Source organism: Frankia sp. CcI49 (assembly GCF_001983215.1).
Taxonomy (GTDB): Bacteria; Actinomycetota; Actinomycetes; order Frankiales; family Frankiaceae; genus Parafrankia; species Parafrankia irregularis.
Genome location: NZ_MOWP01000033.1, coordinates 140,901 through 165,008 on the forward strand (window position 1 = coordinate 140,901; position 24,108 = coordinate 165,008).

Below are 24,108 nucleotides of genomic sequence, written 5' to 3' on the forward strand. Positions count from 1 at the left end.
AAGAGTGAACGATTCTGGTCGTTCCAACGACCGAAATCCTTCTTTCTTGCGGGTCGCCAGGCGACCGCGTGCCCTTTTTGCCCGCTTAAGGTCGAATTCGCCGGTGCTGCGCGGCGGTGCGGGATCCTCGACGGGTGGCCGTGCGGGCGGGGTTCGCCCTCCGTCAGCACGGCTGCGCCAAGTCCATGCGCGCTGGGCTACGAGCCGCCGCCGAGCGCGGCGCCGTTCTAGGCGGGAGCGGGAGCGGGGGCGGGTGCGTCCGGCGGGCCGTCCGGACCGTGGCGGCGCCAGATGTCGCGCAGCACGCTCGGCGCCAGGTCCTCCTTGCACAGGTAGTCCAGCCCGCTGTCCGCGACGGCGGCCGGCAGATCCGTCCGGACGTAGGTCGAGCACAGGACGACCACCGTGCCCGGCGCGTCCTGCTGGATCCGCGAACCGGCGACCACTCCGTTGATGCCCGGCAGGTTCACATCCATCAGCACCAGGTCGGGGCGCAGCCGCGCGGCGGCGGTCAGGGCGTCCTCGCCCGTCTCCGCCTCACCGGCCAGTACGAAGCCCGCCGCGCGGCGGAGCACCGCCCGCACGGCCAGCCTGAAGGGGCGCTGGTCGTCGACGACCAGCACGGAGACCGCCGGGGAGGAGCTCATGTCCGTAGTCTCGCCGCAGCCGGCACCGGCGCCCAAGGGTGCAGCCATGTCATGACGTCGGTGTGGCTACCTTCCCCGTCGGCCCGCCGGCCGGGTGGTTCCCCGAATGCAGAAAGAGCAGAACCGCCTTGACCCGCCGGTTCAGATCCGGCTCATCGGTCAGGCCGAGCTTCGCGAAAATCGAGTTGCTGTGCTTCTCCACCGCGCGCTCGGACAGCACGAGCGCAGCCGCGATCGCCGCGTTGCTCCAGCCCTGCGCCATGTGGCTGAGCACTTCCAGCTCCCGGGGCGTCAGCCTTTCCAGCTCGCTGGGCTGCCTGCGCGCGCTCGCGGCGACGAGCCCCTCGACCACGGCCGGGTCGATCACCGACTCGCCGGCCGCGACGGCGCGGATGGCCCGCAGCAGGTCGTCCACCCCGGCCACCCGCTCCTTGAGCAGGTAGGCGCGACCAGCCGATCCGCCTTCCAGCAACGCCAGGGCATAGGTGGCCTCGGCGTGCTGGCTGAGCACGACCACGCCGACCTGCGGCCGCTCGCGGCGCAGCCACCCCGCGACCTTGATGCCCTCGTCCGACCGGGACGGCGGCATCCGGATGTCGGTGACCACCACATCCGGATCATGGTCGAGGACGGCCTGCTCCAGCGACGGGCGATCGGTCGCCGTGCCGACCAGCTCCAGGCCGTCCGCCCGCTCGATAAGGGTCGCAAGACCATGCCGGAGCAGGGCATTGTCCTCAGCGAGAATCACACGAACGGCCATTGGACCACTTTAGGCCCGCCCAGGTGCGCACAAACAGCCACGCGAACACGACTGGCGTCCGAGAACGTGACCGTCTTGCGACAGCGGGCGGTGCCGTTCACGCCGCCGCGACCGCCGTTCCCGTCTCGGTGCCACCGCGTCCCCGCTCGATCAGCTCGGCTGTCGGGACCACCGTGACCTGCTGCGCGAGCGGACCGGCCAGACCAGGTGGGACGGGGCCGCCGCCACGGTCAGCGGTGGAATCCGCCTGACTCGAACCACTTGAATCGCTCGAACCGCCGCCGGGAACCGAGCCCTGACCGGTCGTCCCGCCCTGCTGCTGGCCCTGTCCCAGGCCTTGCCCCAGGCCCTGGCTGGGGAGCTGGCCCTGGAACTGGCCGCCCTGGCCCTGGGACAGACCACCCTGGCCGGTCGAGCCCTGCCCGGTCGAGCCCTGGCCGCCCTGACTGCCGGTGCCGCCGAACTGGTTGCCGAGCTGGTTGGTGAACTGCCTGCCACCGCCGAAGCCGCCGAAGCCACCGCCGCCCTGGCTGTCCCCGAGGCTGCTGGCGTTCACGGCGGCCGCCCCGCCGACACCGAGAGCGATCGCGATGGCCCCGGCCACGAGCGTGCGGCCCAGGCCCCAGATGTGTGGCCCCGCGGATTTCGCCGACGCGGGCGGCACCGGACCGGCCGCGGCCCCCACCACCGGCGGCGGGCCGTCCAGACTCGAACCACCCGCGCTCGCAGAACCCGGGTTCGGGGCCGGCCAGGCCCACTGGCCCGAGGTATGCCACGGTTCCGGCAGCGGCGCCGCGATCATCGGAGGCGCTGCGGGCGCGGGTGGCGTCACTGCCCCTGGTGGCGTCACGGGCAACGGTGGCGTCACGGGCAACGGCAGCTGTGCGGGTTGGAACAGTGCCGGAAGCTGAGCCTCTCCCCCGACTGACGGCGAGGGCGGCCCACCGGCTGGCGGGGACGCGGGCGGGTCGGTCGGACCGACATGACTCATGTCCGTGCTCCTCGTCCCGGCGGGTCAGGTGCCGCGCCGTCGGGAAGCAGAGTTCGCCGTGAACCTGTGAGTGGCCTGTGACGATGCTGGGTGCCGGATGTGTGATCGCACCGGCCGCTCGGCGTCCCACAGAGGAGCGAAGGAACACAGCCAGTACACAGATGATCTTCAGCAATCACACAGGAAGCGGTCGCATTCTGGCGACATGCAGCCGTCGAGCCCCCGCATCCTTGTCGTTGACGATGAGAGCACCCTCTCGGAGCTGCTGTCCATGGCCCTGCGGTACGAAGGCTGGGAAGTACAGACCGCCCCCGACGGGCGCGGCGCGCTGAAGGTCGCCCGAGATTTCCGCCCCGACGCGGTGGTCCTCGACATCATGCTGCCGGACATGGACGGCCTCGAGGTGCTCCGCAAACTGCGCGCGGAGAGTCCGGACGTGCCCGTCCTCTTCCTCACCGCGCGCGACGCGGTCGAGGACAGGGTGGCCGGCCTGACCGCGGGTGGCGACGACTACGTCACGAAACCGTTCAGCCTGGAGGAGCTCGTGGCCCGGCTGCGCGGCCTGCTGCGCCGGCTGCACCGCTCCACGCTCAGCGACGGCGCGGTGCTGGTTGTCGGCGACCTCATCATGAACGAGGAGAGCCGGGAGGTCAGCCGCGCGGGCCAGGAGGTCCGGCTGACGGCGACCGAGTTCGAGCTGCTGCGGTTCTTCATGCGTAACCCCCGCCGGGTGCTGAGCAAGGCGCAGATCCTCGACCGGGTGTGGAACTACGACTTCGGCGGGCAGGCGAACGTCGTCGAGCTGTACGTCTCGTACCTGCGCCGGAAGATCGACGCCGGCCGGCAGCCGATGATCCACACCATGCGTGGCGCCGGCTACGTGCTCCGCCCGGCGACCTGAGCCGGCCGCCGCAATGACGGAAGCCCCCGCCGGTATCCCCGGCGCGCCAACCTTCAGCCACCACACCGCGAGCCACCACAGCCACGGCACCGGCCACCACACCGTCAGTCCCGTCGGCGTGCGGCGGCGGCGTGGACCCGCCGGCTGGTCGCTGCGAATCAGGCTGCTCGCGCTCCTGCTCGCGCTCCTCGCAGCCGTGTCAGCGGTGATCGTCTTCGTGACGCTGGTCGCGCTGCGCGGGGTCCTCGTGGACCAGCTCGACGAGCGGCTGAGGAACGCGAGTGAGCGCTGGAACTTCGTGGAGGTCACCAGGCAGCAGGGCTTCCTGCCGGGCAGCGCCAACGACCCTCTCCGCCCGGGTGCCGGTGTCGGTGCTGGTGTCGGTGCTGAGAACGGCACCGACACCTCGTCGTCGACGGCGGCACGGCTGGAGGGGTTCCTGACCCGTCAGGCACAAGGCACCCTCGGCGCACTCGTCGAGCTCCGCAGCCAGGTTCCCGTCACACCCGGCACCGGCCCCGAGGACCCGCCCACGGCACAGCTCCCGAACGTGGACGGCCTCGTTGCACAGGTCACGGCTGCGGTCAACGACGCCGGCGATCCCGTCGCGCTGACGGGTGCCGACGCGATGAAGGTGGCCCAGATCCCGCTGGACGGCGTCGCACACACCCGGACGATCGGCGACCACGGCCAGTACCGGCTGAGCGCTCGCATCTCCATGGACGGAAGCTCCATCCTGGTGACGGGCCTGCCGATGCACGAGGTCAGCGCGATCCTGACCAGGACCGCAGCGATCGGAGCGGCCGTCGCGGCGCTCGGTGTGCTCGCCGCCGCGATCGCGGGTGGGGCGATCGTCCGCAGGACGCTGCGCCCGCTGAGCCGGGTGGCGGCGACGGCGGCGCGGGTCGCCGAGCTGCCGCTGCACCGCGGCGCCGTCGACCTTCCGACGCTCGGGCCGGACGTCGACACCGACCCGCGTACCGAGGTCGGGCAGGTCGGCGCCGCGCTCGGCCGGATGCTGGGCCACATCGGGGACGCGTTCGACGCCCGGCACGCCAGCGAGACGCGGATGCGCCAGTTCCTCGCCGACGCCAGCCACGAGCTGCGCACACCGCTCGCCGCGATCAGCGGGTACGCCGAGCTGACCCGGCGCACCAGGGACACGGTTCCGCCGGACGTCATCTACGCCATGGGCCGGGTCGAGTCGGAGAGCGCGCGGATGACCGCGCTCGTCTCCGATCTGCTGCTGCTGGCCCGCCTCGACTCCGGCCGGCCGCTGGTCCGGGAGACCGTGGACCTGTCCAGGCTGGTGGTGGACGCCGTCAGCGACGCCCATGTCGCCGCGCCCACGCACCGCTTCGAGCTCGACCTGCCCAGCGAGCCGGTCACGACGACCGGTGACCCCGCACGTCTGCACCAGGTGCTGACCAACCTGCTCGCGAACGCCCGCACCCACACCCCGCCGGGAACCCGGGTGACTGCCCGGCTGACCACCCAGGCCCGACCGGCGCCGCCCGGGAGCCTCACACCCCCGGGTGTGCCCGGGCCGCTCGTCTGGTGTGCCGTGCTGCAGGTGATCGACGACGGGCCGGGGATTCCGCCCGAGCTGCTTCCCAAGGTCTTCGAACGGTTCGCCCGGGGTGACAGTTCGCGCTCGCGCGCCGCCGGCAGCACCGGTCTCGGGCTGTCGATCGTGTCCGCCGTGGTCGAGGCCCACCACGGCCGGGTCGAGGTGGCCAGCCGGCCCGGCCAGACCGTGTTCACGGTTCTCCTGCCGGTGGGCACGGCCACCGGCCCCCGCTACCGGCCGAGGCCCGACCTCATGCTCACCACCGGGCAGGAAGCAGACGCGGCCGACTGGACGCCCGACCTCGCGGAGCCCGGTGCCGGAGGGGCCGGAGGGGCCGGAGGGGCCGGAGGGGCCGGACCGGAGTCCCACCCTGCGGCCGAGCCGGCTGCCCCACCGCAACCCGCCCGCACGAGCTGGCCCGTTGCCGCGCCTGTCGCCGGGCCAGTTGCCATGCCCGTTGCCGAGCCCGTTGGCGGGCATATGTCGGCCGGGACGGAGACTGCGGCGCCGGGCCGTCCGAGCGCGGCCCATCCGGGCGGCGGGCCGGGGCGTGGCCGCCGAGCCCGGGCGAAGGAGATCGTCCACGCTCCCCACCGGGACGCCCACCCTCACAGGTGACGCACAGGCCGATCACAAGGACCGGAAAGGTCCCCGGCCGAGCCTGATACGTATGCCGAGCTCACCGACGTCGCCACTACCGACCGACCAGGCCGGTCCTCCGGGGGGAGTGGGGGCCGGGCCATGGCCCGCCGCCAGCTCCACCCCGGGTGGTGCCAGCCCCTCGCCCGCCCGACGCGACGGCCTGTACCCGGGCCCGGAGCCGGAGCAGCCCACCTTCCTCTGGTCCAGCGAGGCGACCCTGCCGGACCTGCACCGGCCGGTGCGGCAGGCCCCGCCGCCGGACACGGACTGGGGCTGGGGCAGTACCGGAGCCGGCGGCGGAACGCCCGGCGACCAGCCCGGCCCGGCTTCAGGTCCCGGCCCGGCTTCCGGTAAGGACGCGGCGGACGGCGGACGGCTCGCCCGGCTGGTGCGGGGGCGTCCGGATGATCCGCGCTGGGTGCGTCCCGCGCTGTTCGGGCTGCTGGTGGCGACGGCCGTGCTCTACCTGTGGGATCTGGGCGCCTCGGGCTGGGCGAACGCCTTCTACTCGGCTTCGGCCCAGGCCGGCTCGGTCAGCTGGAAGGCGATGTTCTACGCGTCGTCCGACGCGGGGAACGCCATCACCGTCGACAAGCCGCCGGCCGCGATGTGGGTGATGGCGCTGTCGGCCCGCATCTTCGGGGTGAACTCCTGGAGCATCCTCGTCCCCGAGGCGCTGATGGGCGTCGGCTCGGTCGGGCTGCTCTACCTCACCGTGCGCCGGGCGTTCCCCGCGGGCGCCGCGCTGCTCGCCGGGGCGGTCCTCGCGCTCACCCCGGTCGCGACGCTGATGTTCCGCTTCAACAACCCGGACGCACTGCTGGTGCTCCTGCTGATCGCCTCGGTGTACGCGACTCTGCGCGCCATCGAGACCGCCAGCACCCGGTGGCTGGTGTGGGCCGGGGTGTTCATCAGCTTCGGCTTCCTGACGAAGATGCTGCAGGCACTGCTGATCGTCCCGGTGCTGGCGATCGCCTACCTCGCCCTCGCACCGACCCACTTCACCCGGCGGCTCTGGCAGGTCGGTGCCGGGACCCTGGGCCTCCTCGTCCCCGCCGGCCTGTTCATCGCGATCGTCGAGCTCGTCCCGGAGTCGTCGCGCCCGTACATCGGCGGATCGCAGCACAACAGCATTCTTGAGCTCACCCTCGGCTACAACGGCCTCGGCCGGCTCACCGGGGACGAGACCGGAAGCGTCGGCGGCGGTGGCGGTGGCGGTGGCGGCATGTGGGGCTCCACCGGTTGGGGCCGGATGTTCGGTTCGGAGATCGGCACCCAGGTCTCCTGGCTGATCCCGACCGCGCTCGTCCTGCTGGTCGCGGGCCTGTGGGTGACCAGGCGGGCCGCCCGGACGGATCCGGCCCGCGCGGCGTTCGTGGTCTGGGGCGGCTGGCTGCTGATCACCATGATCGTGTTCAGCCAGATGAAGGGCATCTTCCACGCCTACTACACGGTGGCGCTCGCGCCGGCCGTCGGCGCGCTCGTCGGTATGGGTGCGGCGGTTCTGTGGCGCCGGCGGGAGCACCCGCTCGCCACGGCCACCCTCGCCGGCACGCTGACGCTGACGGCGATCTGGTCCTACGTCCTGCTGAACCGCACTCCCGACTGGCATCCGTGGATCCGCTGGGCGGTGCTGATCATCGGCTTCGCCGCGGCGCTGCTCTTCGTGGTCTTCCGCTGGCTGCCCCGAGCCGCCCGGCTGGCGGTCGTGACCGCGGCCCTGGTCGCCGCGCTGCTCGGCCCGCTGGGGTATTCGATGGCGACCGCGGCGGTGCCGCACACAGGTTCGATCCCGTCGGCCGGGCCGAGCGGGAGCGGCGGATTCGGTGGCATGGGCGGCGGCGGCCGCGGCGCCGCCTTCGGTGGCGGCCAGAACGGCACCGGCCAGGGCACCTTCCCAGGTGGCGGCACCGGCACGCTCCCCGGCGGCGGCACGGGTGGGTTCCCCGGCGGCACCGGGCAGAACGGCGGTGGCCAGAACGGCACCGGCCAGGGCCAGGGCACCTTCCCCGGCGGCGGCACCACGGGCGGCCTCGGTGGCGGTGTCGGCGGCATGGGTGGCGGCGGCGGTATGGGCGGCCTGTTGGGAGCCACCGATCCCAGCGACGAGATCCTCGCGCTGCTGGAGCAGGACGCATCGTCGTACACCTGGGTGGCCGCGTCCGTCGGGTCGAACAACGCGGCCGGCTACCAGCTCGCCACCGGCGACCCGGTGATGGCGATCGGCGGCTTCAACGGCAGCGACCCGTCCCCGACGCTTGAGCAGTTCAAGCAGTACGTCGCGGACGGCCGCATCCACTACTTCATCGGTGGCGGCGGGTTCGGCGGGCAGAGCGGTGGCAGCCAGGCATCCAGCGAGATCGCCGCCTGGGTGCAGGAGAACTTCACCGCCACCACCGTCGACAATGTCACGCTCTACGACCTGACCGCCTCGGCCTCGACCTCGGCGACGTCCTCCGCGTCGGGGAGTTCCTCGGGCAGCTCAAACACCTGATCCGGACTAATCCAGCACTAACCAGCAGGGCACGAAAGTGGTGGCCGGATGGTTCCTCTGCGGACCATCCGGCCACCACGCGTCCCAGCCTTCTCGTATTCGGAATCTTCAGCAGGATCGCCATGTTTCCTTTTCGTTCCCCCTTTTCGAAAGGTTGCGGAGCGGGCTCACAGCGAGCGCACAGCACTGCCACACGGCCGGCACAGCCCACCCGTCGACAGTGAGGCCATGACCACGGATGCCTGGACCGGCGGCACGACAGCGACCAGGACGGACGCCGCAATGCCGGCGCGACACGGGGAACCGGGGAGCCGATCGGAAACAGCCCACCGCGCCGACCACCCGGTCGGCACACAGCGAGGCTTCTTCACCGAACCGGCACGGCGCACCGCGCCGGCGGGCGGCACCGACCTGGTACCCAGGCCCCGCAGCGAACGACTTTTCACGGATCGCCCGGTTCTGGACGTAGTCATTCCCGTCTACAACGAAGAAAACGACCTGGCGCCCTGCATAGCCCGGCTGCACACACATCTGCGGACGACATTTCCGTACCCTTTCCAGATCACGGTCGCCGACAACGCCAGCACGGACCGGACGCTGGCGATCGCGTATGCGATGGAGGCCGAGCTCCCCGAGGTCTCGGTGATCCACCTCGACGTCAAAGGGCGCGGCCGGGCCCTGCGCGCGGCCTGGGGTGTCTCGACCGCACCCGTCCTGGCCTACATGGACGTCGATCTCTCGACCGACCTGGCCGCACTGCTCCCCCTGGTCGCCCCGCTGATCTCCGGGCATTCGGATCTCGCGATCGGGACCCGGCTCGCCCGCTCCTCCCGGGTGGTGCGCGGGCCGAAGCGCGAGGTGATCTCCCGCTGCTACAACCTGCTGCTGCGCGGCATGCTCGCCGTCCGGTTCACCGACGCCCAGTGCGGTTTCAAGGCCATCCGCGCGGATGTCGCCGGGAGCCTGCTGCCGCTCGTCGAGGACAGCGGATGGTTCTTCGACACCGAGATGCTGGTCATCGCGCAGCGCAGCGGGCTGCGCATCCACGAGGTTCCGGTCGACTGGGTCGACGACCCGGACAGCCGGGTGGACGTCGTCGCGACCGCGATAGCCGACCTGAAGGGCGTCGCCCGGCTCGGCCGTGCGCTTGGCACCGGGGCGCTGCCGATCGCCGAACTGCGCCGCGAGTTCGGGCGAGCACCACTGAACGGAGCCTCGATGGTTGCAGGAAACGGGGCCAGCCTGGGCCCGGGAGCGGGCGCCGGGGCGGGGGCGGCCACGGCCGCGGCCGGCGCCGTGGGAACGCGCGGCGCCGGAACACGCGGCGCGGGCGGGCCGGTGCCCGGGGTCCCGGCGGGGTTGACCCGGCAGCTGGTGCGCTTCACCGGCGTCGGGGTCGCCAGCACGCTGGCCTACCTGCTGCTGTTCCTGCTGCTGCACGGCGCCACCGGCGCCCAGGCGGCGAACCTCATCGCGCTGCTGGTGACGGCGATCGCGAACACGGCGGCGAACCGCCGGCTCACCTTCGGCGTCAGCGGCCGTGACGACGCGGGCCGCCACCATCTGCAGGGCCTGTTCGTCTTCGCGATCGGCCTCGCGCTGACCAGTGGCTCGCTGGCCGCCCTGCACGCCGTCAGCGACGACCCCGGCCGGCTCCCCGAGCTGAGCGTGCTGGTGCTCGCGAACCTGGCGTCGACCGTGATCCGGTTCCTGCTCCTGCGCGCCTGGGTGTTCCATCCGTCCCGGCTGCGCCGCCGCGCCCGCCACGGCGGCACCGCCTGACCGCTCCACGAACGCGACCGGGACTGGACCTCCGAGCGCCCGGCAGCCCGGCAGCCCGGCTTGGCGAGTCGCAAGAGTGAAGGATTTCGGTCGCTTCAACGACCGAAATCCCCACTTCTTGCGGCTCGCCAGGCCCTTTTTGCCGCTCTTGAGGTGAATTGTCGATACGGCCACGCGAGCGGGCGTCCGCGCGAGCAGGCGTCCGCGTGTGTCAGGAGCTCAGGAGCTCAGGAGCTCAGGAGCCGAGTACCAGCAGCAGGTCACCGACCTCGACGGACTCGCCGCTGGTGCGGACAAGCTCGGTGACGGTGCCGGCGGCGGGGCTGGTCACGGCGGCCTCCATCTTCATGGCCTCGATGACGGCGAGCTTCTGGCCCTTCTCGACGGTGTCGCCGACGGAGACGGCGAAGGTGACGATGCCGGGCAGGCCGGCGCCGACGTGGCCGGGGTTGCCTGGGTCGGTGCGCCGGGCGGCCGCGGCGGTGGTGGTGATGGACTTGTCCCGGACCCGGACGGGCCGAGGCTGACCGTTGACGCGCAGGTAGAGGGTGCGCATGCCGGCGTCGTCGGGCTCCCCGATGGTCTCGAGCTCGACGATGATCTCGACGCCGGGTTCGAGGAAGACGTGGGCGGGGCGGCCGGGCTGCAGGCCGAACAGGAACGCCTCGGTGGGGATGACKGAGGAGTCACCGTAGGCGGCGACGGCCTGGGTGTAGTCCTTCCACGGGCCGGGGAACAGCAGCCGGGACAGAGCCGCGCGCCGGGTAGCGCCGGGGTCGGCGATGGCGGCGGCGTCGTCGGGGGCGAGGGTGGCGGCCGGTGGTTCGGGGTGGCGCCCGGCCAGTGCCCGCTCGCGGAACGGCTCGGCGAACCCGGCGGGCGGGGTGCCCAGCTCCCCGGCGAGGTAGCCCAGGACGCTCGCGGGCAGGTCGTACTCCTCCGGGTGGTCACGCAGCCGGTCGACGTCGACGGAGCCGCCGGCGATGTAAAGGGCGAGGTCGCCGACGACCTTGGAGGTGGGGGTGACCTTGATGGGCTTGCCGAGCAGCTCGTTGGCGACGGCGTAGCACTCGGTGACCTCGGTCCAGCGGTCGCCGAGGCCCAGCGAGATGGCCTGCTGGCGCAGGTTCGTCAGCTGCCCGCCGGGGATCTCGTGCCGGTAGACCGCACCGGTCGGGGCACGCAGCCCGGCCTCGAACGGCACATACAGGTCACGGACCGCCTCCCAGTACGCCTCCATCGCGGACAGGGCGGGCAGGGGGATGCCGGTGGCCCGGTCGGTGTGGTCGGTGGCGGCGACGAGCGCGGACAGGTTCGGCTGGCTGGTACCGCCGGACATCGGCGCGGCGGCGGCGTCGACCGCGTCGACTCCGGCCGCGGACGCGGCCAGCAGGGTCGCGAGCTGCCCACCGGCGGTGTCGTGGGTGTGCAGGTGGACGGGCAGGTCGAACCGTTCCCGCAGCGCGGTGACGAGCCGACTCGCGGCGGCGGGGCGCAGCAGCCCGGCCATGTCCTTGATGGCGAGCAGGTGCACGCCGGCCTCGACGAGCTGCTCGGCGAGGCGCAGGTAGTAGTCGAGGGTGTAGATCTTCTCGCCGGGGTTGGTGAGGTCACCGGTGTAGCACAGGGTGCCTTCGGCGAGGGCCGTGCCGGTCTCCAGGACGGCCTCGATCGCGGGGCGCATCTGCTCGATGTCGTTGAGCGCGTCGAAGATCCGGAAGATGTCGAGGCCGGTCGCGGCGGCCTCGGCGACGAACGCGCGGACGACGTCGTCGGGGTACGGGGTGTAGCCGACGGCGTTGCGGCCACGCAGCAGCATCTGCAGGCAGATGTTCGGCACCGCCGCGCGCAGGGCGGCGAGCCGCTCCCACGGGTCCTCGGACAGGAAGCGCAGCGCCACGTCGTAGGTGGCCCCGCCCCAGCACTCCAGGCTCAGCAGGCCCGGTGTCGCCTCGGCGAACACCGGGGCGGCGGCCAGGATGTCGAAGCTGCGCAGCCGGGTCGCCAGCAGCGACTGGTGCGCGTCGCGCAGCGTGGTGTCGGTGACCGCGAGCTCGGTGCGGGCCCGCAGGTCGGCGGCCCAGCCGGCCGGGCCGAGGGCGACGAGGCGCTGCCGCGACCCCGAGGCCGGGGTGTCGGCGGACAGCGGCGGCAGCATGGTGCGCGGGTCCGTCAGCGCTCCGCCCGCGGGCCGGGCGTGGCCGTTCACCGTGCTCTCGGCGAGCCGGGCCAGCATGCGGCTGGTCGGGTCGCTGTCATCGGCGGCGCTCAGCAGCCCCGGCCGCTCGTCGATGAAGGACGTCGTCACCCCGCCGGCCAGGAAGTCGGGATCGGCCAGCAGGCTGGTGAGGAACTCGATGTTGGTCCGTACTCCGCGCACCCTGAACTCCTTCAGGGCACGGCGCGCCCGCCGCGACGCCTTCTCCAGCGTCGCGCCACGCGCGGTCAGCTTGACCAGCAGCGAATCGAAGTACGGGCTGACCTCCGCACCCGGATAGGTGGCACCGTCCAGGCGTACTCCGGGCCCGCCCGGCGACTGGTAGAAGGTGATCGTCCCGGTGTCGGGCCGGAAGCCGTCGGAGGGGTCCTCCGTGGTGACCCGGCACTGGATCGCCGTCCCCCGCAGGCTGACCGCATCCTGGGAGAGGTTCAGATCGGCCAGGCTCTCCCCGGCCGCGATCCGCAGCTGCGCGCCGACGATGTCGACCCCGGTGACCTCCTCGGTCACCGTGTGCTCCACCTGGATGCGCGGGTTCATCTCCATGAACGTGAACGTGCCGTCCGCGCCGACCAGGAACTCCACGGTGCCGGCGTTCACGTAGCCCACGTGCCGGGCGAACCGCACCGCCGCGTCGCACAGCGCGTCGCGCACGGCGGCGTCCAGAGCGGGCGCGGGTGCGATCTCCACGACCTTCTGGTGCCGGCGCTGCACCGAGCAGTCCCGCTCGAACAGGTGGATCACATTCCCGTAGGCATCGGCGAGGATCTGCACCTCGACGTGGCGGGGCCGGTCCACGGCCTGCTCCAGGAACACCGTCCCGTCACCGAAGGCCGCCGCCGCCTCGCGCGACGCGCTGGTCACCGCGTCGGCCAGGTCCTCGGGCCGCTCGACCCGGCGCAGACCACGCCCACCGCCACCACCGGACGCCTTCACGAACAGCGGGAAGCCGACCGCCTCGGCCGCCGCCGCGAAGCCGGTGCCGTCCGGCAGCGGCTCCGAGGCCCGCAGCACCGGCAGCCCCGCCGCGATCGCCGCGTTGCGTGCCGCCACCTTGTCACCGGTCAACCGCAGGACCGCCGGCGGCGGGCCTACGAACGTGACACCGGCCGCCGCGCAGGCCTCCGCGAGCACCGCCGACTCCGACAGGAACCCATAGCCCGGATGCAGCGTGTCCGCATCGGCGATCTTCGCGACCCGCAGCAGCGCGTCGATGTCCAGATATCCCCGCACGGGATGACCCGGCTCGCACAGCTCGTACGCCTCGGACGCCTTCGTCCGGTGCAGCGCCGCCACATCCTCCGGGGTGTAGACCGCGACGGTGCGCAGCCCCAGCTCATACGCGGCTCGGAACACCCGGACCGCGATCTCACTGCGGTTTGCCACAAGCACCTTGCGCACGCGCGGCTCCTCATGGAATGTGCCCCGGAACGTCCCGCACGGACCGAGGGAGTCCGTCGATTTTCGACTGTTTGGCCGGCGAGCGCCAAGATTAGTGACATACATTTCGTCGCCTGGAACGAGGCACCACCCCGCCGGCCCGGTATGGATACCCCCTCACCCGCGAAGATGCCACAACTACGGAACAACAGGGGTTCCCGCGCCGCCCACCGGCCGACCCCGAAACGGCCCGCCGACCGCCCGGGCCCGCCGACCGGCCCCGTCACCCCAGGCTCGACGAGCATGCGTCCGCCGACAAGGCGACAGGAAACATGTCAAACATCGGTGACGCTCCGGCTCGGCGCGCCCCACGCTCACCGACGCCCGCCCCGCAGCCACACCGTTCCCGCCCCGGTACCGGCGCCGCAGCCGCCCCGTACCCACCCCCGCAGCCGCGCTACTCCCGCCCCGCACCCGCCCCGCACCCGCCCCGCAGCCGCCGCGCAGCCGCCGCGCGGTCGCCCCGGCGGGCAGCCGTCCACAGGTGCCGATGTCGGAAACCCCCGGCCAGCAGGGACAGACCACTCCTCCGGGCGTGGATATCCCCAGGCAGACCGCAGTCATCCACAAGTTATCCACAGCCTGGGAGTGTGTCCTCCCCAGAACCCGGGCACGATCATGAGGTGCTGCCCTTCGTGGAGAACCTCTCCCTGGTGGACCATCACTGTCACGGGCTGCTCACCCGCGACCTCAGCCGTCCGGACTTCGAGCGCATGCTCACCGAGTCCGACGAGCCCGCCCCGGCCGGCACCACGCTCTTCGACAGTCATGTCGGCTTCGCCGTGCGGCGCTGGTGCGCACCCGTCCTCGACCTCGCCCCGCACAGCAGCCCCGACGACTATCTGGCGCGCCGCGGGGAGCTCGGTGTGGAGGAGGTCAACCGGCGGTTCCTGCGCGCGGCCGGGATCGGCGCCTTCTGCGTCGACGCCGGCTACCTGCCGGAGCCGCTGATGTCAGCGGGTGAGCTCGCCGTCGCCTGCGACGCGACCGGCCACGACATCCTGCGGCTCGAACGGCTCGCCGAGACCCTGGCGGTCGACATCGTCACCGGCCAGCTCGGCGTCAACCACTTCGCCGACACCATCCGAGAGCGGATCGCCGGGGCGAGCCCGACGACGGTGGGGCTGAAGTCCGTCGCCGCCTACCGGGTGGGCCTCGCGCTGCCGGCGGCCCGGCCGACCGACCGCGAGGTCACCGCCGCGGTCCGGGACTGGATGGCGCTGATCCGGCGGGGAGTACCCATCCGGCTGGCGAACCCGCTGCTGCACGCCTTCCTGATCTGGACCGGGGTGGACGCCGGCCTGCCCATCCAGATCCACGTCGGCTACGGCGACGCCGATCTCGACCTCGACCGCTGCAACCCGCTGCTGCTCACCGGCCTGCTGCGGGCGCTCGCACCGACCGGGGTGCCGGTGATGCTCCTGCACTGCTACCCCTACCACCGCGAGGCCGGCTACCTGGCCCAGATCCTGCCCACCGTGCACATGGATGTCGGGCTCGCGCTCCAGAACCTCGGGCGCCGGGCGCCGGTGCTGCTCGGCGAGGCGCTCGAGCTGGTCCCGTTCAGCAGGTTCCTCTTCTCCACCGACGCGTTCGGGCTCGGCGAGCTCTACCTGCTCGGCTCGCTGCTGTTCCGCCGAGCGCTGTCGACCGTGCTGGCGGACGGGATCGCCGACGGCGACTGGACCGAGCCGGACGCCACCCGGCTGGCGGAGATGATCGGCGTCGGCAACGCCCGCCGCGTCTACCGGCTGGACGAGCCGGGCCGGGAGACCGCGGCGGTCACCGCCTCACGCCTCCCGACCGCGACCGCGACCGCGGGCGCGGCCGCGAACACGACACAGCCGGCGGCGACGCGGCCGGAGAGAGCACAGCCGACGGCGACGCAGCCGGATGAAGCACAGCCTGAGGAAACGCAGCCGGCCCCGGCACAGCTCGCCCCGGCGGCAGCCCGAAGCCGGTCTTCGAAGAGATGATCTGGTCAGTGAGCGGGGACGTTCGCGCTCCACGGACGCGGCCGGACCTCCGCCCAGCGGCCCGGTGACCGAGTGGGCCGGCCGGTTTGGCGGGTCGCAAGAGTGAACGATTTTGGTCGTGCCGACGACCGGAATCCTTCTTTCTTGCGGGTTGCCAGGCGAATCTGCGCCCCTTTTGTTCCTCTTGAGGGGAACTCCGCCCGCAAACCTGGAGCCAGTGGCAGCCCGGCGCGGCGGCCGAGATCGGCGCGGCGGCCGAGATCGGCGGGCGCTGAGGGGCGCGAACCGGAAGCACCCGGTCTGGCCCGCCCGGACGTTCCCGAGGTGCCGCACCAGGCGGGCGTCCAGATGACACCACTGGGGCTAGGCTGGCGGCCCTATGAGCAGGATCGAGCAGCGGCGGGCCTTCGCCGGCACGGGGGCGGCAGCATGATGATCGTCGCGATCGAGGGCGTCGACGGCGCGGGAAAGCACACCCTCACCTCCCGTCTCGTCGAGGCCCTGACCGCGGCCGGGCGCACCGCCGCGACCTTCTCCTTCCCCCGCTACACGGCCGGGCCGCTCGGCACCGCCGTCCGGGCGATGCTCGACGGCGACGAGCGCCTCGCCGGGGTTGCGGGATCGGCCCGGGCCACCGCCGTCCTGTTCGCCCTCGACCGGGCGAACGCGCTGCCCGAGCTCGCCGCCCGCGCGGCCGGGCACGACGTCCTCCTGGTCGACCGCTACCTGGCTTCCAACGCCGCGTACGGCGCCGCCCGTCTGCCGGCCGACGAGCGGCCCGACTTCCTGGCGTGGATCGCCGAGCTGGAGCTGACCGCCCTGCGCCTGCCGCGGCCGGATCTCCAGGTGCTGCTGGACGTCCCGGTGGAGACGGCCCGCGCGTCGGCCCGCCAGCGCGCCGCCGGCGACGCCACCCGCGCGCTGGACACGTTCGAGCGCGACGAGGGTCTCCAGGAGCGCTGCGCCGCCATCTACCGCAGCCTGGCGGCCGGCGGCTGGGTCGCCCCCTGGCTTGTCGCGGACCGGGCGACCGGGGCCGAGGCCGTCCTGGACGCGCTGCTGGCCGGGTCGGCCCGGGCGCTCCAGTCGTCGCAGTCGTTCTAGCCGTCCCGCGCACCGCGAAGCCGTCCCCGGGCACCGCGAAGGCACCCCGGGCACCGCGAAGGCATCCCGCGCACCGCGAAGCCGTCCCGGGGCACCGCGAAGGCATCCCGGGCACCGCGGCCCGGCCCGGGTTGCCCTGACGCGGGCCGCGGGTTGTCCCGTGCAGGCAGAAGTCCCCTGACCGATCGGAAGGTTGCCGACGAAAACTGTTCCCCGGAGACAGTTTTAGGACCGGATTCCACTCCGCGCGGCCATGGCCACGAATCATGGAGCGATGTCAGAGTTCATCTATGGGATCCCCTACGGACATCGACCTGTTGCGCGAACTTGAGCCGGTCGCGGAGGCGAACGTCAACCGGCACCTGAGCATCGCGGCGGAGTGGATGCCACACGAGTACGTCCCGTGGAGCCAGGGCCGTGACTTCGACACGACGCCGTGGGCCCCGGAGCAGTCCGTGCTCTCCGAGGCGGCCCAGATGGCCTTCGAGGTCAACCTCCTCACCGAGGACAACCTGCCCAGCTACCACCGCGAGATCGCGGTCGCGTTCGGGCGGGACGGCGCGTGGGGGACGTGGGTCGGCCGCTGGACCGCCGAAGAGGGCCGTCACGCGATGGCCATGCGGGACTATCTGCTGGTGACCCGCGCGGTCGACCCGGTGACGCTGGAGCGCGACCGGATGCTGCAGATGCAGCGCGGCTACGACTCCGGGGCGAAGACCGCGCTGGAGGCGATGACCTACGTGTCGTTCCAGGAGCTGGCGACCCGGGTCAGCCACCGCAACACCGGGCGGGTGACCGGCGAGCCCTTCGCCGAGAAGCTGCTCAGCCGCGTCGCCGCGGACGAGAACCTGCACATGATCTTCTACCGGAACCTGGTCGCCGCGGCGCTGGAACTGGCCCCGGAGCGCCTGCTGCCGATCATCCGGGACGAGCTGATGAAGTTCGAGATGCCCGGCACCGGCATCCGGGACTTCGGCCGCAAGGCCCGCTACATCGCCCAGTCCGGCATCTACGACCTGCGGATCCACCACGACGACGTGGTCGCGCCCATCCTGCGGCACTGGAAGCTGTTCAGCCTCGAGGGTCTTTCGGGCGAGGCCGCGAAGGCACAGGCGGACATCGGCGTCTTCATGAACGGCCTCGACGCGCTCGCCACCCGTCAGGCGGAGAAGAAGGCCGCCGCAGCGGCCCGCCGGGCCGCCCGTGAGGCACGGCAGCCCACGCCGGTCGCCGCCGGCTGAGCCGGCACACGCCCACCGGTCGGAGGGCGGAACGAGGGAAACTCCGGCCCCCTGTCGTAACTGCTCCCCGATGTCCGTAGTGTCCGTGGCGTGAGTGGCGGGACCACCCGGTGCTCATCGCCACCACGCACGAAACGGACGGACCGAAGTGAGCACACATCGCGGGTCCGCGCGACCGATCCCCAGGTCCCAGCTGATTACCGGGGCGCTGGCGGTGATCGCGCTCGTGGCCGCCTTCATGGTCGGGCAGAAGGGCTCGGGCGGCGGCGGCTCCTCGGCCGTGGCCGAGGAATGCCGATCCGGCGCGGCCAGCGGCGCGGCCAGCGGCGCGGCCAGCTCTCAGGCGGCCAGCTCCGAGACGGCCTGCCGCTCGGCCGCACCGGCCGCTCCCACCGGGGCCGGCGACAGCCGCACCCCGGCCACCCCGACGACAACGCCCAGTTCCAGCACCCGGCCGGCGGGAAAGGGCACCGCCGGGCAGACATCGTCCGAGGGCGGCGACAGCGATGCGGCCGACGGCGCCGACACCACCACGGTGCGCTCACAGTCCGCGACGACCACCCGACCGAGCAGTACGCGGCCAAGGGCCACGACGGCCCGGCCACGTGCCGGGAACACCCAGACACCGGGCCTCGACCTGCGGCTGCCGCCCGTGACGCTCCCAAGCTGCCTCATCGGCTGCGGCTGATCCGAGCGGCTTCCGAACGGCGCCGGCCCCTCGGTCCGGTGTGTCCACCCGGGTTGGCCGGGTGGAGGCAGGACGGGCCGAAGCTTTCGCGTGAGGTTTCACACGGCACCGCGACGTACCAGTGAGTGCACAGGTAATTCAGTTTCATCTCGTATCCGGTTCACAGCTGGGTGCTGTCTCGTTGGAGGGACGTCGACAGCGCCCGCTGTGAACCTGATCAAGACGAACACGAGCACCTGGGCCTCCAGTACGGATCCCCGAGGAGCCGCCATGCCGCCGTCCGCCGCCAGGCCGCGTCCAGCCGCCCCGTCCATCTCCCTCGCCGTGATCGGTGGCACGCTCGCCGGTGCGGCGGTCGACCGGCTGGCCGCGCGGCTCGCGGTCCGCCGTGCCAACCGCCGGCTGAGCGGACGTCTCGGCGCGCTGGACGCGACGGTGCGGGTCCGGCCGCCGCGGTTCCCCTATCTGCTGCACGCGGCCACCGGGCGCCACGCCGTCCTCGAGGTCAGCGCGACGGCGTCCTACGGCGAGCTGCGACGGTTGCGACGCGGTTGCGATGCCGCCGGCAACACCTGGGACGACCCGGCCTACGCGCTGATGTCCCTGTTCGGCGGCTATCTGGGGGTCTTCGGCGACTCCTGCGGGCCCGTCTTCGACGGCGACCCGGCCAGGATGTCCCCACCCGAGGCGCGGTGGACGGACATCACCTACGGCGGCGACGAGCGGCTGTCCATCGGCACCGAGATCGACCTGGGCAACCGCACGCTGGCCATCCGGATCATCGGCATTCCCCTGGTCCGGGACGGCCGCCTCGCCCTGCTGCCGGACGAGATCGTGCTGGGGAACCAGCGGCTGCCGGGTGAGCTGATGACCTCCGCGAACACGGCGGTCTTCGCCGAGCCGGTGGTGATCCTGCCGTCCTTTCCCCGCGGGACCCGCCTCGCCGATGCTGTCGCAACCCCCGAAGGCCTGCGCCTGCGCTTCGAGCAGCGCGAGCCCGCCCGCCACTGACCGCCCCTGACCGCCGCTGACCGCCGCTGACCGCCCCAGACCACCGCTGACCGCCCCTGACCACCGCTGGCCGTTCGCGCTCCCGCCCTGCGCCGGACGCGGTACGTCCGCTGCGGTATCCCGGTCTACGCCTCGGGACGGATGACCTCCCGGACCGCCGCCGGTTACCGTCGGAACGATGCAGCGGACCAGTCGTCGGGTCCAGCCGAGGGTCAGCCAGCTCGTCGCGAGCCTCGGGAAGTGGGCCGGGATCGAGGAGGGCACGGGCGTCTGCGACGTTCGCAGCTGTCCGCCTGCCGGCCTGCTCGCGCGCATCCCCTCTGCGGCCGTCCGCCGCGTCGCGACGGTGGTGATGGCCGACGTCCTGCCCACGGTGATCCTCGGCGTGGTACTGCTGGCCGGGTCACGCAACGCGGCCCAGGATGAGATCCCGCCCGGCCGCGAGCTGGACAGCACCGCCTACGCCCTGATCATCCTGGCGACCTGCCTGTTCCCCCTGCGCAGGTACAAGCCCCTGGCACTGTTCGTCGCCGAGCTTCTCGTCATCGGCGTCTACATCGCGATCGGCTATCCACACGGGCCCGCGGTCATCGTGGTCATCATCGCGGCGTTCACGCTCAGCGTGCAGGCACCGACCCGTACCGCCGGCCGGGCGGCGAAGTCGGCCGGGGCCGTTCTGCTCACGGCCACCGTGGTGGCCCACCTCCGCGGCTACGTCGGCGGTGGATGGGAGCTCGCCTTCGCATGTGCCGGGGTGCTCGCGGTCGCTGTCATCCCGGCGATGCTGGGCGCCCTGCTCCGGTTGAGCAGGATCGCGTCGGCGCGGGCCAAGGAGGAACAGACCCGCCGGCGGGTCGAACAGGAGCGCCTGCGGATGGCCCGCGAGGTCCATGACGTCGTCGGCCACGGCCTGTCGATCATCTCGCTGCACGCGGCGGTCGCGCTGCACGTGCTCGACCGGCGGCCGGAACAGGCCCAGGTGGCCCTGGAAGCCATCCGCCGCACCAGCGTCGACGCGCTGAACGAGCTGCGCGCCACGCTCGCGATCACCCGAGCGGGCGACGGCCGCGCCCCCGACCTGCGCCTCGACCCGCCCGACGGAACACCCGCCGCTCACCGCGAGGCGAACCCCGGCACCGCGCCCACCTCCGCCGAGCCGGATGGGCATGCGGGTCCGAGCAGCTACCCGGCGGCCGGCGGCCCGGCGCCGAACGGCTGCGCGGCACACGGCCAGGCGGACTGCCCGACGGGCAGCCAGGCGGACTGCCCGACGGGCAGCCAGGCGGCGGACGGCCCGGCGACAGGCGGCCCGGCGGCGGACGACTGGGCGGCAGACGACCGCGCGGCGGACGGCTGTCGCGGCGCGCCCCGGACACCCCAGACCGGCCTGAGCCGGCTGCCGGGCCTGATCTCCGAGGTCCGGCTCTGCGGAACCGCCGTCGACCTGATCACCGCGGGGGACCTCGACGGCCTGCCCGCCGAGGTCGATCTCGCCGCCTATCGGATCGTGCAGGAGTCGCTGACCAACGTGCTGCGCCATGCCGGTGCCGCCGAGGTCAGGGTCGCCCTGCACGCGACCGACATCCGGCTGTGCATCGAGGTCGTCGACACGCCCACGCGGGCCGCGGATGCGCCGGACCCGGCGAGGACTCCGGTCACAGACGGACACGGCCTTCGGGGGTTGCGCGAGCGCGTCGCGGAACTGGGCGGAGCCTTCACCGCCGGGCCGCGCCCGGCGGGAGGCTGGTGCGTACGCACCGAGCTGCCGATCGCCGCACGGACCGCGCCGGGAGCCGCGCAACCACCACCGCAATCGCAGGCACGGCCGCAACCACAGCCACCGCCACCGCCACAGGCACAGGCACAGGCCGACCGAGCCGGGACCGCCGGATGATCCGGGTGGTGATCGCCGACGACCAGCCGCTCATCCGCCTCGGGCTGAAGGTCCTGATCGAGACGGAGGCGGACCTCGAGCTCGTCGGCGAGGCGGAGAACGGCCTGGCCGCGCTCGACCTCGTGCGCCGGGTCAGCCCGGATGTCGCCCTGCTCGACATCCGGATGCCGGGCCTGGACGGGCTGGCGGCACTGCGGGAGATCACCGCCGACCCGGCCCTGGCGGCCACCCGGGTCGTCATGGTCACCACCTTCGAGCTGGACGAGTACGTCTTCGAGGCGCTGCGCAACGGGGCCTCCGGCTTCGTCCTGAAGGACGCCGAGCCCGCGGACCTGCTGCGGGCCATCCGGGTGGTGGCCGCCGGCGAGTCGCTGCTGTCCCCCACCGTCACCCGCCGGGTGATCGAGACGTTCGCCCGGCGGCCCAGTGCCCCGGCGGCGGTGGATCTCAGCGGCCTCACCAGCCGGGAACGCGAGGTCATGGGCCTGGTGGGGTTGGGCCTGTCCAACGACGAGATCGCGGCCCACCTCGTCATCAGCCCGGCGACCGCGCGAACCCACGTCAGCCGGGTGATGATCAAGCTCGCCGCCCGTGACCGCGCCCAGCTCGCCGTCCTCGCCAACCAGGCCGGGCTCGCGGGCTGAGACAGCCCAGCTGAGGCCGCCCAGCTGAGGCCGCCCAGCTGAGGCCGCCCAGGGTCGCCGAGCGCAGGCGCCCCGGCGACTACTCCCGCAGGCGTAGGTACCGGCCCGCCACTTTGCGCAGATCGATGACGATCGTCGACGGACGACGTGACAGCCGGTGACGATCAGGCTGAGCGGCATGACAGCAGCCACCACCATCCGGACCGGGCCGGTGACCGGCCCACCGGCGATCGACGTCCGCGGACTGACGAAACGGTACGGCCGCCGCACCGTCGTCCAGAATCTCGACATCACCGTTCCGGCCGGGGTCGTCGCCGGGTTCGTCGGCCCCAACGGGGCGGGCAAGACAACCACGCTGCGCATGCTGCTCGGCCTCGTCCGGCCGACCGCGGGTGGCGGCACCGTGCTGGGCGAGCCGCTGCGGGCGCSCGAGGACTTCCTCCCGCGGTGCGGGGCGCTGATCGAGGGCCCCGCGCTGTACCCGGGGCTGTCCGGACGGCGCAACCTGCACTCGCTGGCCGTCCTCGCCGGGCAGGACCCGGCCATCGCCGACGACGTCCTCGACCAGGTGGGGCTGGCGGGGCGGGCCGACGACGCCTACCGCACCTACTCGCTCGGGATGAAGCAGCGGCTCGGCATCGGAGCCGCCCTGCTGTCCGACCCCGACCTGCTGGTGCTCGACGAGCCGACGAACGGCCTGGACCCCGCCGGCATCCGGCAGATGCGCGACCTCGTGCGATCGCTGGCCGAGGCACCGCCCGGCGAACGGCAGCGGGCGCGCACGGTACTGGTCTCGTCCCACCTGCTCGCCGAGATCGAGCAGATCTGTGACTGGCTCATCGTGCTGGAGAAGGGCCGGCTCGCCTACCAGGGCCCGACCGCCAGCTTCATGGCCTCCACCGGAAGCCGGGTCGAGCTGCGGCCCGAGAGCCCCGACGCACTGGGCATGCTGGCGGACCTGGTCGCAGGCCTGGGCCTGCCCTGCGAACGGGCCGGTGACCGGGTCCTCGTCGAGATCAGGCCGGCCGCGGCAGCAGACCCGGCGGGCGACACGCGGCCGGCGCCCGAGCCGGCCCTCGCCGCGGTCAACCGGGCCGCGCACGCGAACGGGATCACTCTGGTGGAGATGACCTGGCGGCAGGCCAGCCTGGAGGATCGCTACCGGGATCTGGTCGAGGTCGCCGCCGGGGGTGCCCAGTGAGCGCGGCACTGCAGGCCACCATCCGCGCCTACCGCGCCGAGCTCGTCAAGCTGCAGCGTCCTGGCGTGGCCCTGGCGATGGCCGCCGTCACGTTGCTCACCGTGCTGTCCACAGTGCTGGCGATCGTGCTGGCCGACGACACGTTCACCCCGCCGAGCCCGGGCGCGCCGGGCCTTTCGATCTCTGTTCCGCAGCTCGAGACGGCGCAGGGCCTGGTCCTGGGCTTCCGGGGCGGCACGACGTTCATCGGGCTGCTCGTCTTCGTGCTCTTCACCGTCAGCATGACCGCCGAGTTCGGCCAGGGCACGCTGCGGAGCCTGTTCCTGAAGGAGCCCCGGCGCCTGAGCTGGCTGGTCGGGCGCCTCGGCATCATGCTCTGGACGGTGGCGATCACGCTGTTCTTCGCGCTCGCGCTGAGCCTGGTCACCGCGGCGCTGCTGGCCGGCACCCGCGATATCGACACCGGCGAGTGGTGGACGGCCACCGCGCTCGGCGAGGTTGCCACCGCCTACCTGAACGCGCTGCTCGCCGCGGCCTTCTTCGCGATCGCGGGGACGGCGCTGGGCATCGCGCTGCGCTCGACGACCGCGGCCCTGGTCGTCGGCATCGCCTGGATGTTCCCGCTCGAGCACATCGTGCAGGACTCGTGGGGCACCGCGACGTCCGTCCTGCCCGGTCTCGTCTTCGACGCGGTGGGGCGCGGCGGTGTGCCGGACGCGTCCTACACCCCGGCGCTGCTCGCCGGGCTCGGCTACGCGGTGGCCGCCCTGGTGTTCGCGTCGGTCAGCCTGCAACGCCGCGACGTCACGGCCTGAGCCGGACGAGCCCGGCAGGCACACCGCGGGCCCGGTGCCCCGAGATTCGTCTCGGGGCACCGGGCCCGCGGCACGAAGATCGGCGGTCG

General features: G+C 72.7%; 17 protein-coding genes. 12 read left to right on the forward strand and 5 right to left on the reverse strand.

Going from position 1 to position 24,108, the window contains the following annotated elements; translation table 11 throughout:
• Positions 1 to 227: 227 nt before the first annotated feature.
• From CcI49_RS30080 to CcI49_RS30090, 3 genes are all read right to left on the reverse strand, one after another.
• Positions 228 to 647: a response regulator transcription factor gene (locus CcI49_RS30080; protein WP_054568249.1), complete on the reverse strand. Its 420-nt coding sequence runs from the start codon at positions 645 to 647 to the stop codon at positions 228 to 230.
• A 49-nt stretch (positions 648 to 696) separates the two neighbouring features.
• Positions 697 to 1,407: a response regulator transcription factor gene (locus CcI49_RS30085; protein WP_054568250.1), complete on the reverse strand. Its 711-nt coding sequence runs from the start codon at positions 1,405 to 1,407 to the stop codon at positions 697 to 699.
• A 97-nt stretch (positions 1,408 to 1,504) separates the two neighbouring features.
• Positions 1,505 to 2,209: a hypothetical protein gene (locus tag CcI49_RS30090; RefSeq protein WP_131831243.1), complete on the reverse strand. Its 705-nt coding sequence runs from the start codon at positions 2,207 to 2,209 to the stop codon at positions 1,505 to 1,507.
• Positions 2,210 to 2,603: 394 nt separating this feature from the next.
• Here CcI49_RS30090 and CcI49_RS30100 point away from each other — a divergent pair, with 394 nt between their 5' ends.
• From CcI49_RS30100 to CcI49_RS30115, 4 genes are all read left to right on the forward strand, one after another.
• Positions 2,604 to 3,299 carry a response regulator transcription factor gene (locus tag CcI49_RS30100; RefSeq protein WP_054568252.1) on the forward strand — a complete coding sequence of 232 codons (696 nt, stop codon included), beginning with the start codon at positions 2,604 to 2,606 and terminating at the stop codon, positions 3,297 to 3,299.
• A 13-nt stretch (positions 3,300 to 3,312) separates the two neighbouring features.
• Positions 3,313 to 5,487, forward strand: a complete 2,175-nt coding sequence (locus CcI49_RS30105; RefSeq protein ID WP_076832062.1) for a HAMP domain-containing sensor histidine kinase — start codon at positions 3,313 to 3,315, stop codon at positions 5,485 to 5,487.
• A 52-nt stretch (positions 5,488 to 5,539) separates the two neighbouring features.
• Positions 5,540 to 8,005, forward strand: a complete 2,466-nt coding sequence (locus CcI49_RS30110) for a glycosyltransferase family 39 protein (protein WP_076832066.1) — start codon at positions 5,540 to 5,542, stop codon at positions 8,003 to 8,005.
• Between the two features lie 228 nt (positions 8,006 to 8,233).
• Positions 8,234 to 9,787 carry a bifunctional glycosyltransferase family 2/GtrA family protein gene (locus CcI49_RS30115; protein WP_241840319.1) on the forward strand — a complete coding sequence of 518 codons (1,554 nt, stop codon included), beginning with the start codon at positions 8,234 to 8,236 and terminating at the stop codon, positions 9,785 to 9,787.
• 235 nt (positions 9,788 to 10,022) lie between these two features.
• On the opposite strand, the gene CcI49_RS30120 is transcribed toward CcI49_RS30115, so the two are convergent.
• Complete coding sequence (locus CcI49_RS30120) at positions 10,023 to 13,406, reverse strand: pyruvate carboxylase (RefSeq protein ID WP_076832069.1); 3,384 nt, start codon at positions 13,404 to 13,406, stop codon at positions 10,023 to 10,025.
• Between the two features lie 662 nt (positions 13,407 to 14,068).
• Between CcI49_RS30120 and CcI49_RS30125 the strand changes: the two genes are divergently transcribed.
• From CcI49_RS30125 to CcI49_RS30135, 3 genes are all read left to right on the forward strand, one after another.
• Positions 14,069 to 15,421 (forward strand): amidohydrolase family protein, encoded by a 1,353-nt coding sequence (locus CcI49_RS30125; protein ID WP_083749810.1) that lies wholly within the window; start codon positions 14,069 to 14,071, stop codon positions 15,419 to 15,421.
• Positions 15,422 to 15,853: 432 nt separating this feature from the next.
• A complete protein-coding gene (locus CcI49_RS30130; RefSeq protein WP_054568583.1) occupies positions 15,854 to 16,525 on the forward strand; it encodes a dTMP kinase in 672 nt (223 codons plus the stop codon).
• 290 nt (positions 16,526 to 16,815) lie between these two features.
• On the forward strand, positions 16,816 to 17,766 hold the full coding sequence (locus tag CcI49_RS30135) for an acyl-ACP desaturase (RefSeq protein ID WP_054568256.1): 951 nt from the start codon (positions 16,816 to 16,818) through the stop codon (positions 17,764 to 17,766).
• A gap of 339 nt (positions 17,767 to 18,105) precedes the next feature.
• Here the strand turns inward: CcI49_RS30135 and CcI49_RS41740 are convergent, their stop codons facing one another.
• Entirely contained in the window at positions 18,106 to 18,441 is a 336-nt protein-coding gene (locus CcI49_RS41740) for a hypothetical protein (protein ID WP_152991494.1), read from the reverse strand.
• Between the two features lie 283 nt (positions 18,442 to 18,724).
• On the opposite strand from CcI49_RS41740, the gene CcI49_RS30145 reads away from it, so the two are divergent.
• The 5 genes from CcI49_RS30145 to CcI49_RS30165 all read left to right on the forward strand — a co-directional run bounded on the left by CcI49_RS30145 (position 18,725) and on the right by CcI49_RS30165 (position 24,019).
• On the forward strand, positions 18,725 to 19,465 hold the full coding sequence (locus tag CcI49_RS30145; protein WP_054568258.1) for a hypothetical protein: 741 nt from the start codon (positions 18,725 to 18,727) through the stop codon (positions 19,463 to 19,465).
• A gap of 178 nt (positions 19,466 to 19,643) precedes the next feature.
• The gene (locus tag CcI49_RS30150) at positions 19,644 to 21,359 is read left to right on the forward strand and encodes a histidine kinase (RefSeq protein WP_076832076.1); all 1,716 of its coding nucleotides are present in this window, start codon (positions 19,644 to 19,646) and stop codon (positions 21,357 to 21,359) included.
• Positions 21,356 to 22,003 carry a response regulator transcription factor gene (locus CcI49_RS30155; RefSeq protein WP_054568259.1) on the forward strand — a complete coding sequence of 216 codons (648 nt, stop codon included), beginning with the start codon at positions 21,356 to 21,358 and terminating at the stop codon, positions 22,001 to 22,003. Before CcI49_RS30150 ends, CcI49_RS30155 begins: the two co-directional genes overlap by 4 nt.
• A gap of 178 nt (positions 22,004 to 22,181) precedes the next feature.
• Positions 22,182 to 23,204, forward strand: a complete 1,023-nt coding sequence (locus CcI49_RS30160; RefSeq protein ID WP_076832134.1) for an ATP-binding cassette domain-containing protein — start codon at positions 22,182 to 22,184, stop codon at positions 23,202 to 23,204.
• Complete coding sequence (locus tag CcI49_RS30165; protein ID WP_083473466.1) at positions 23,201 to 24,019, forward strand: ABC transporter; 819 nt, start codon at positions 23,201 to 23,203, stop codon at positions 24,017 to 24,019. Before CcI49_RS30160 ends, CcI49_RS30165 begins: the two co-directional genes overlap by 4 nt.
• The last annotated feature ends 89 nt before the right edge of the window (positions 24,020 to 24,108 follow it).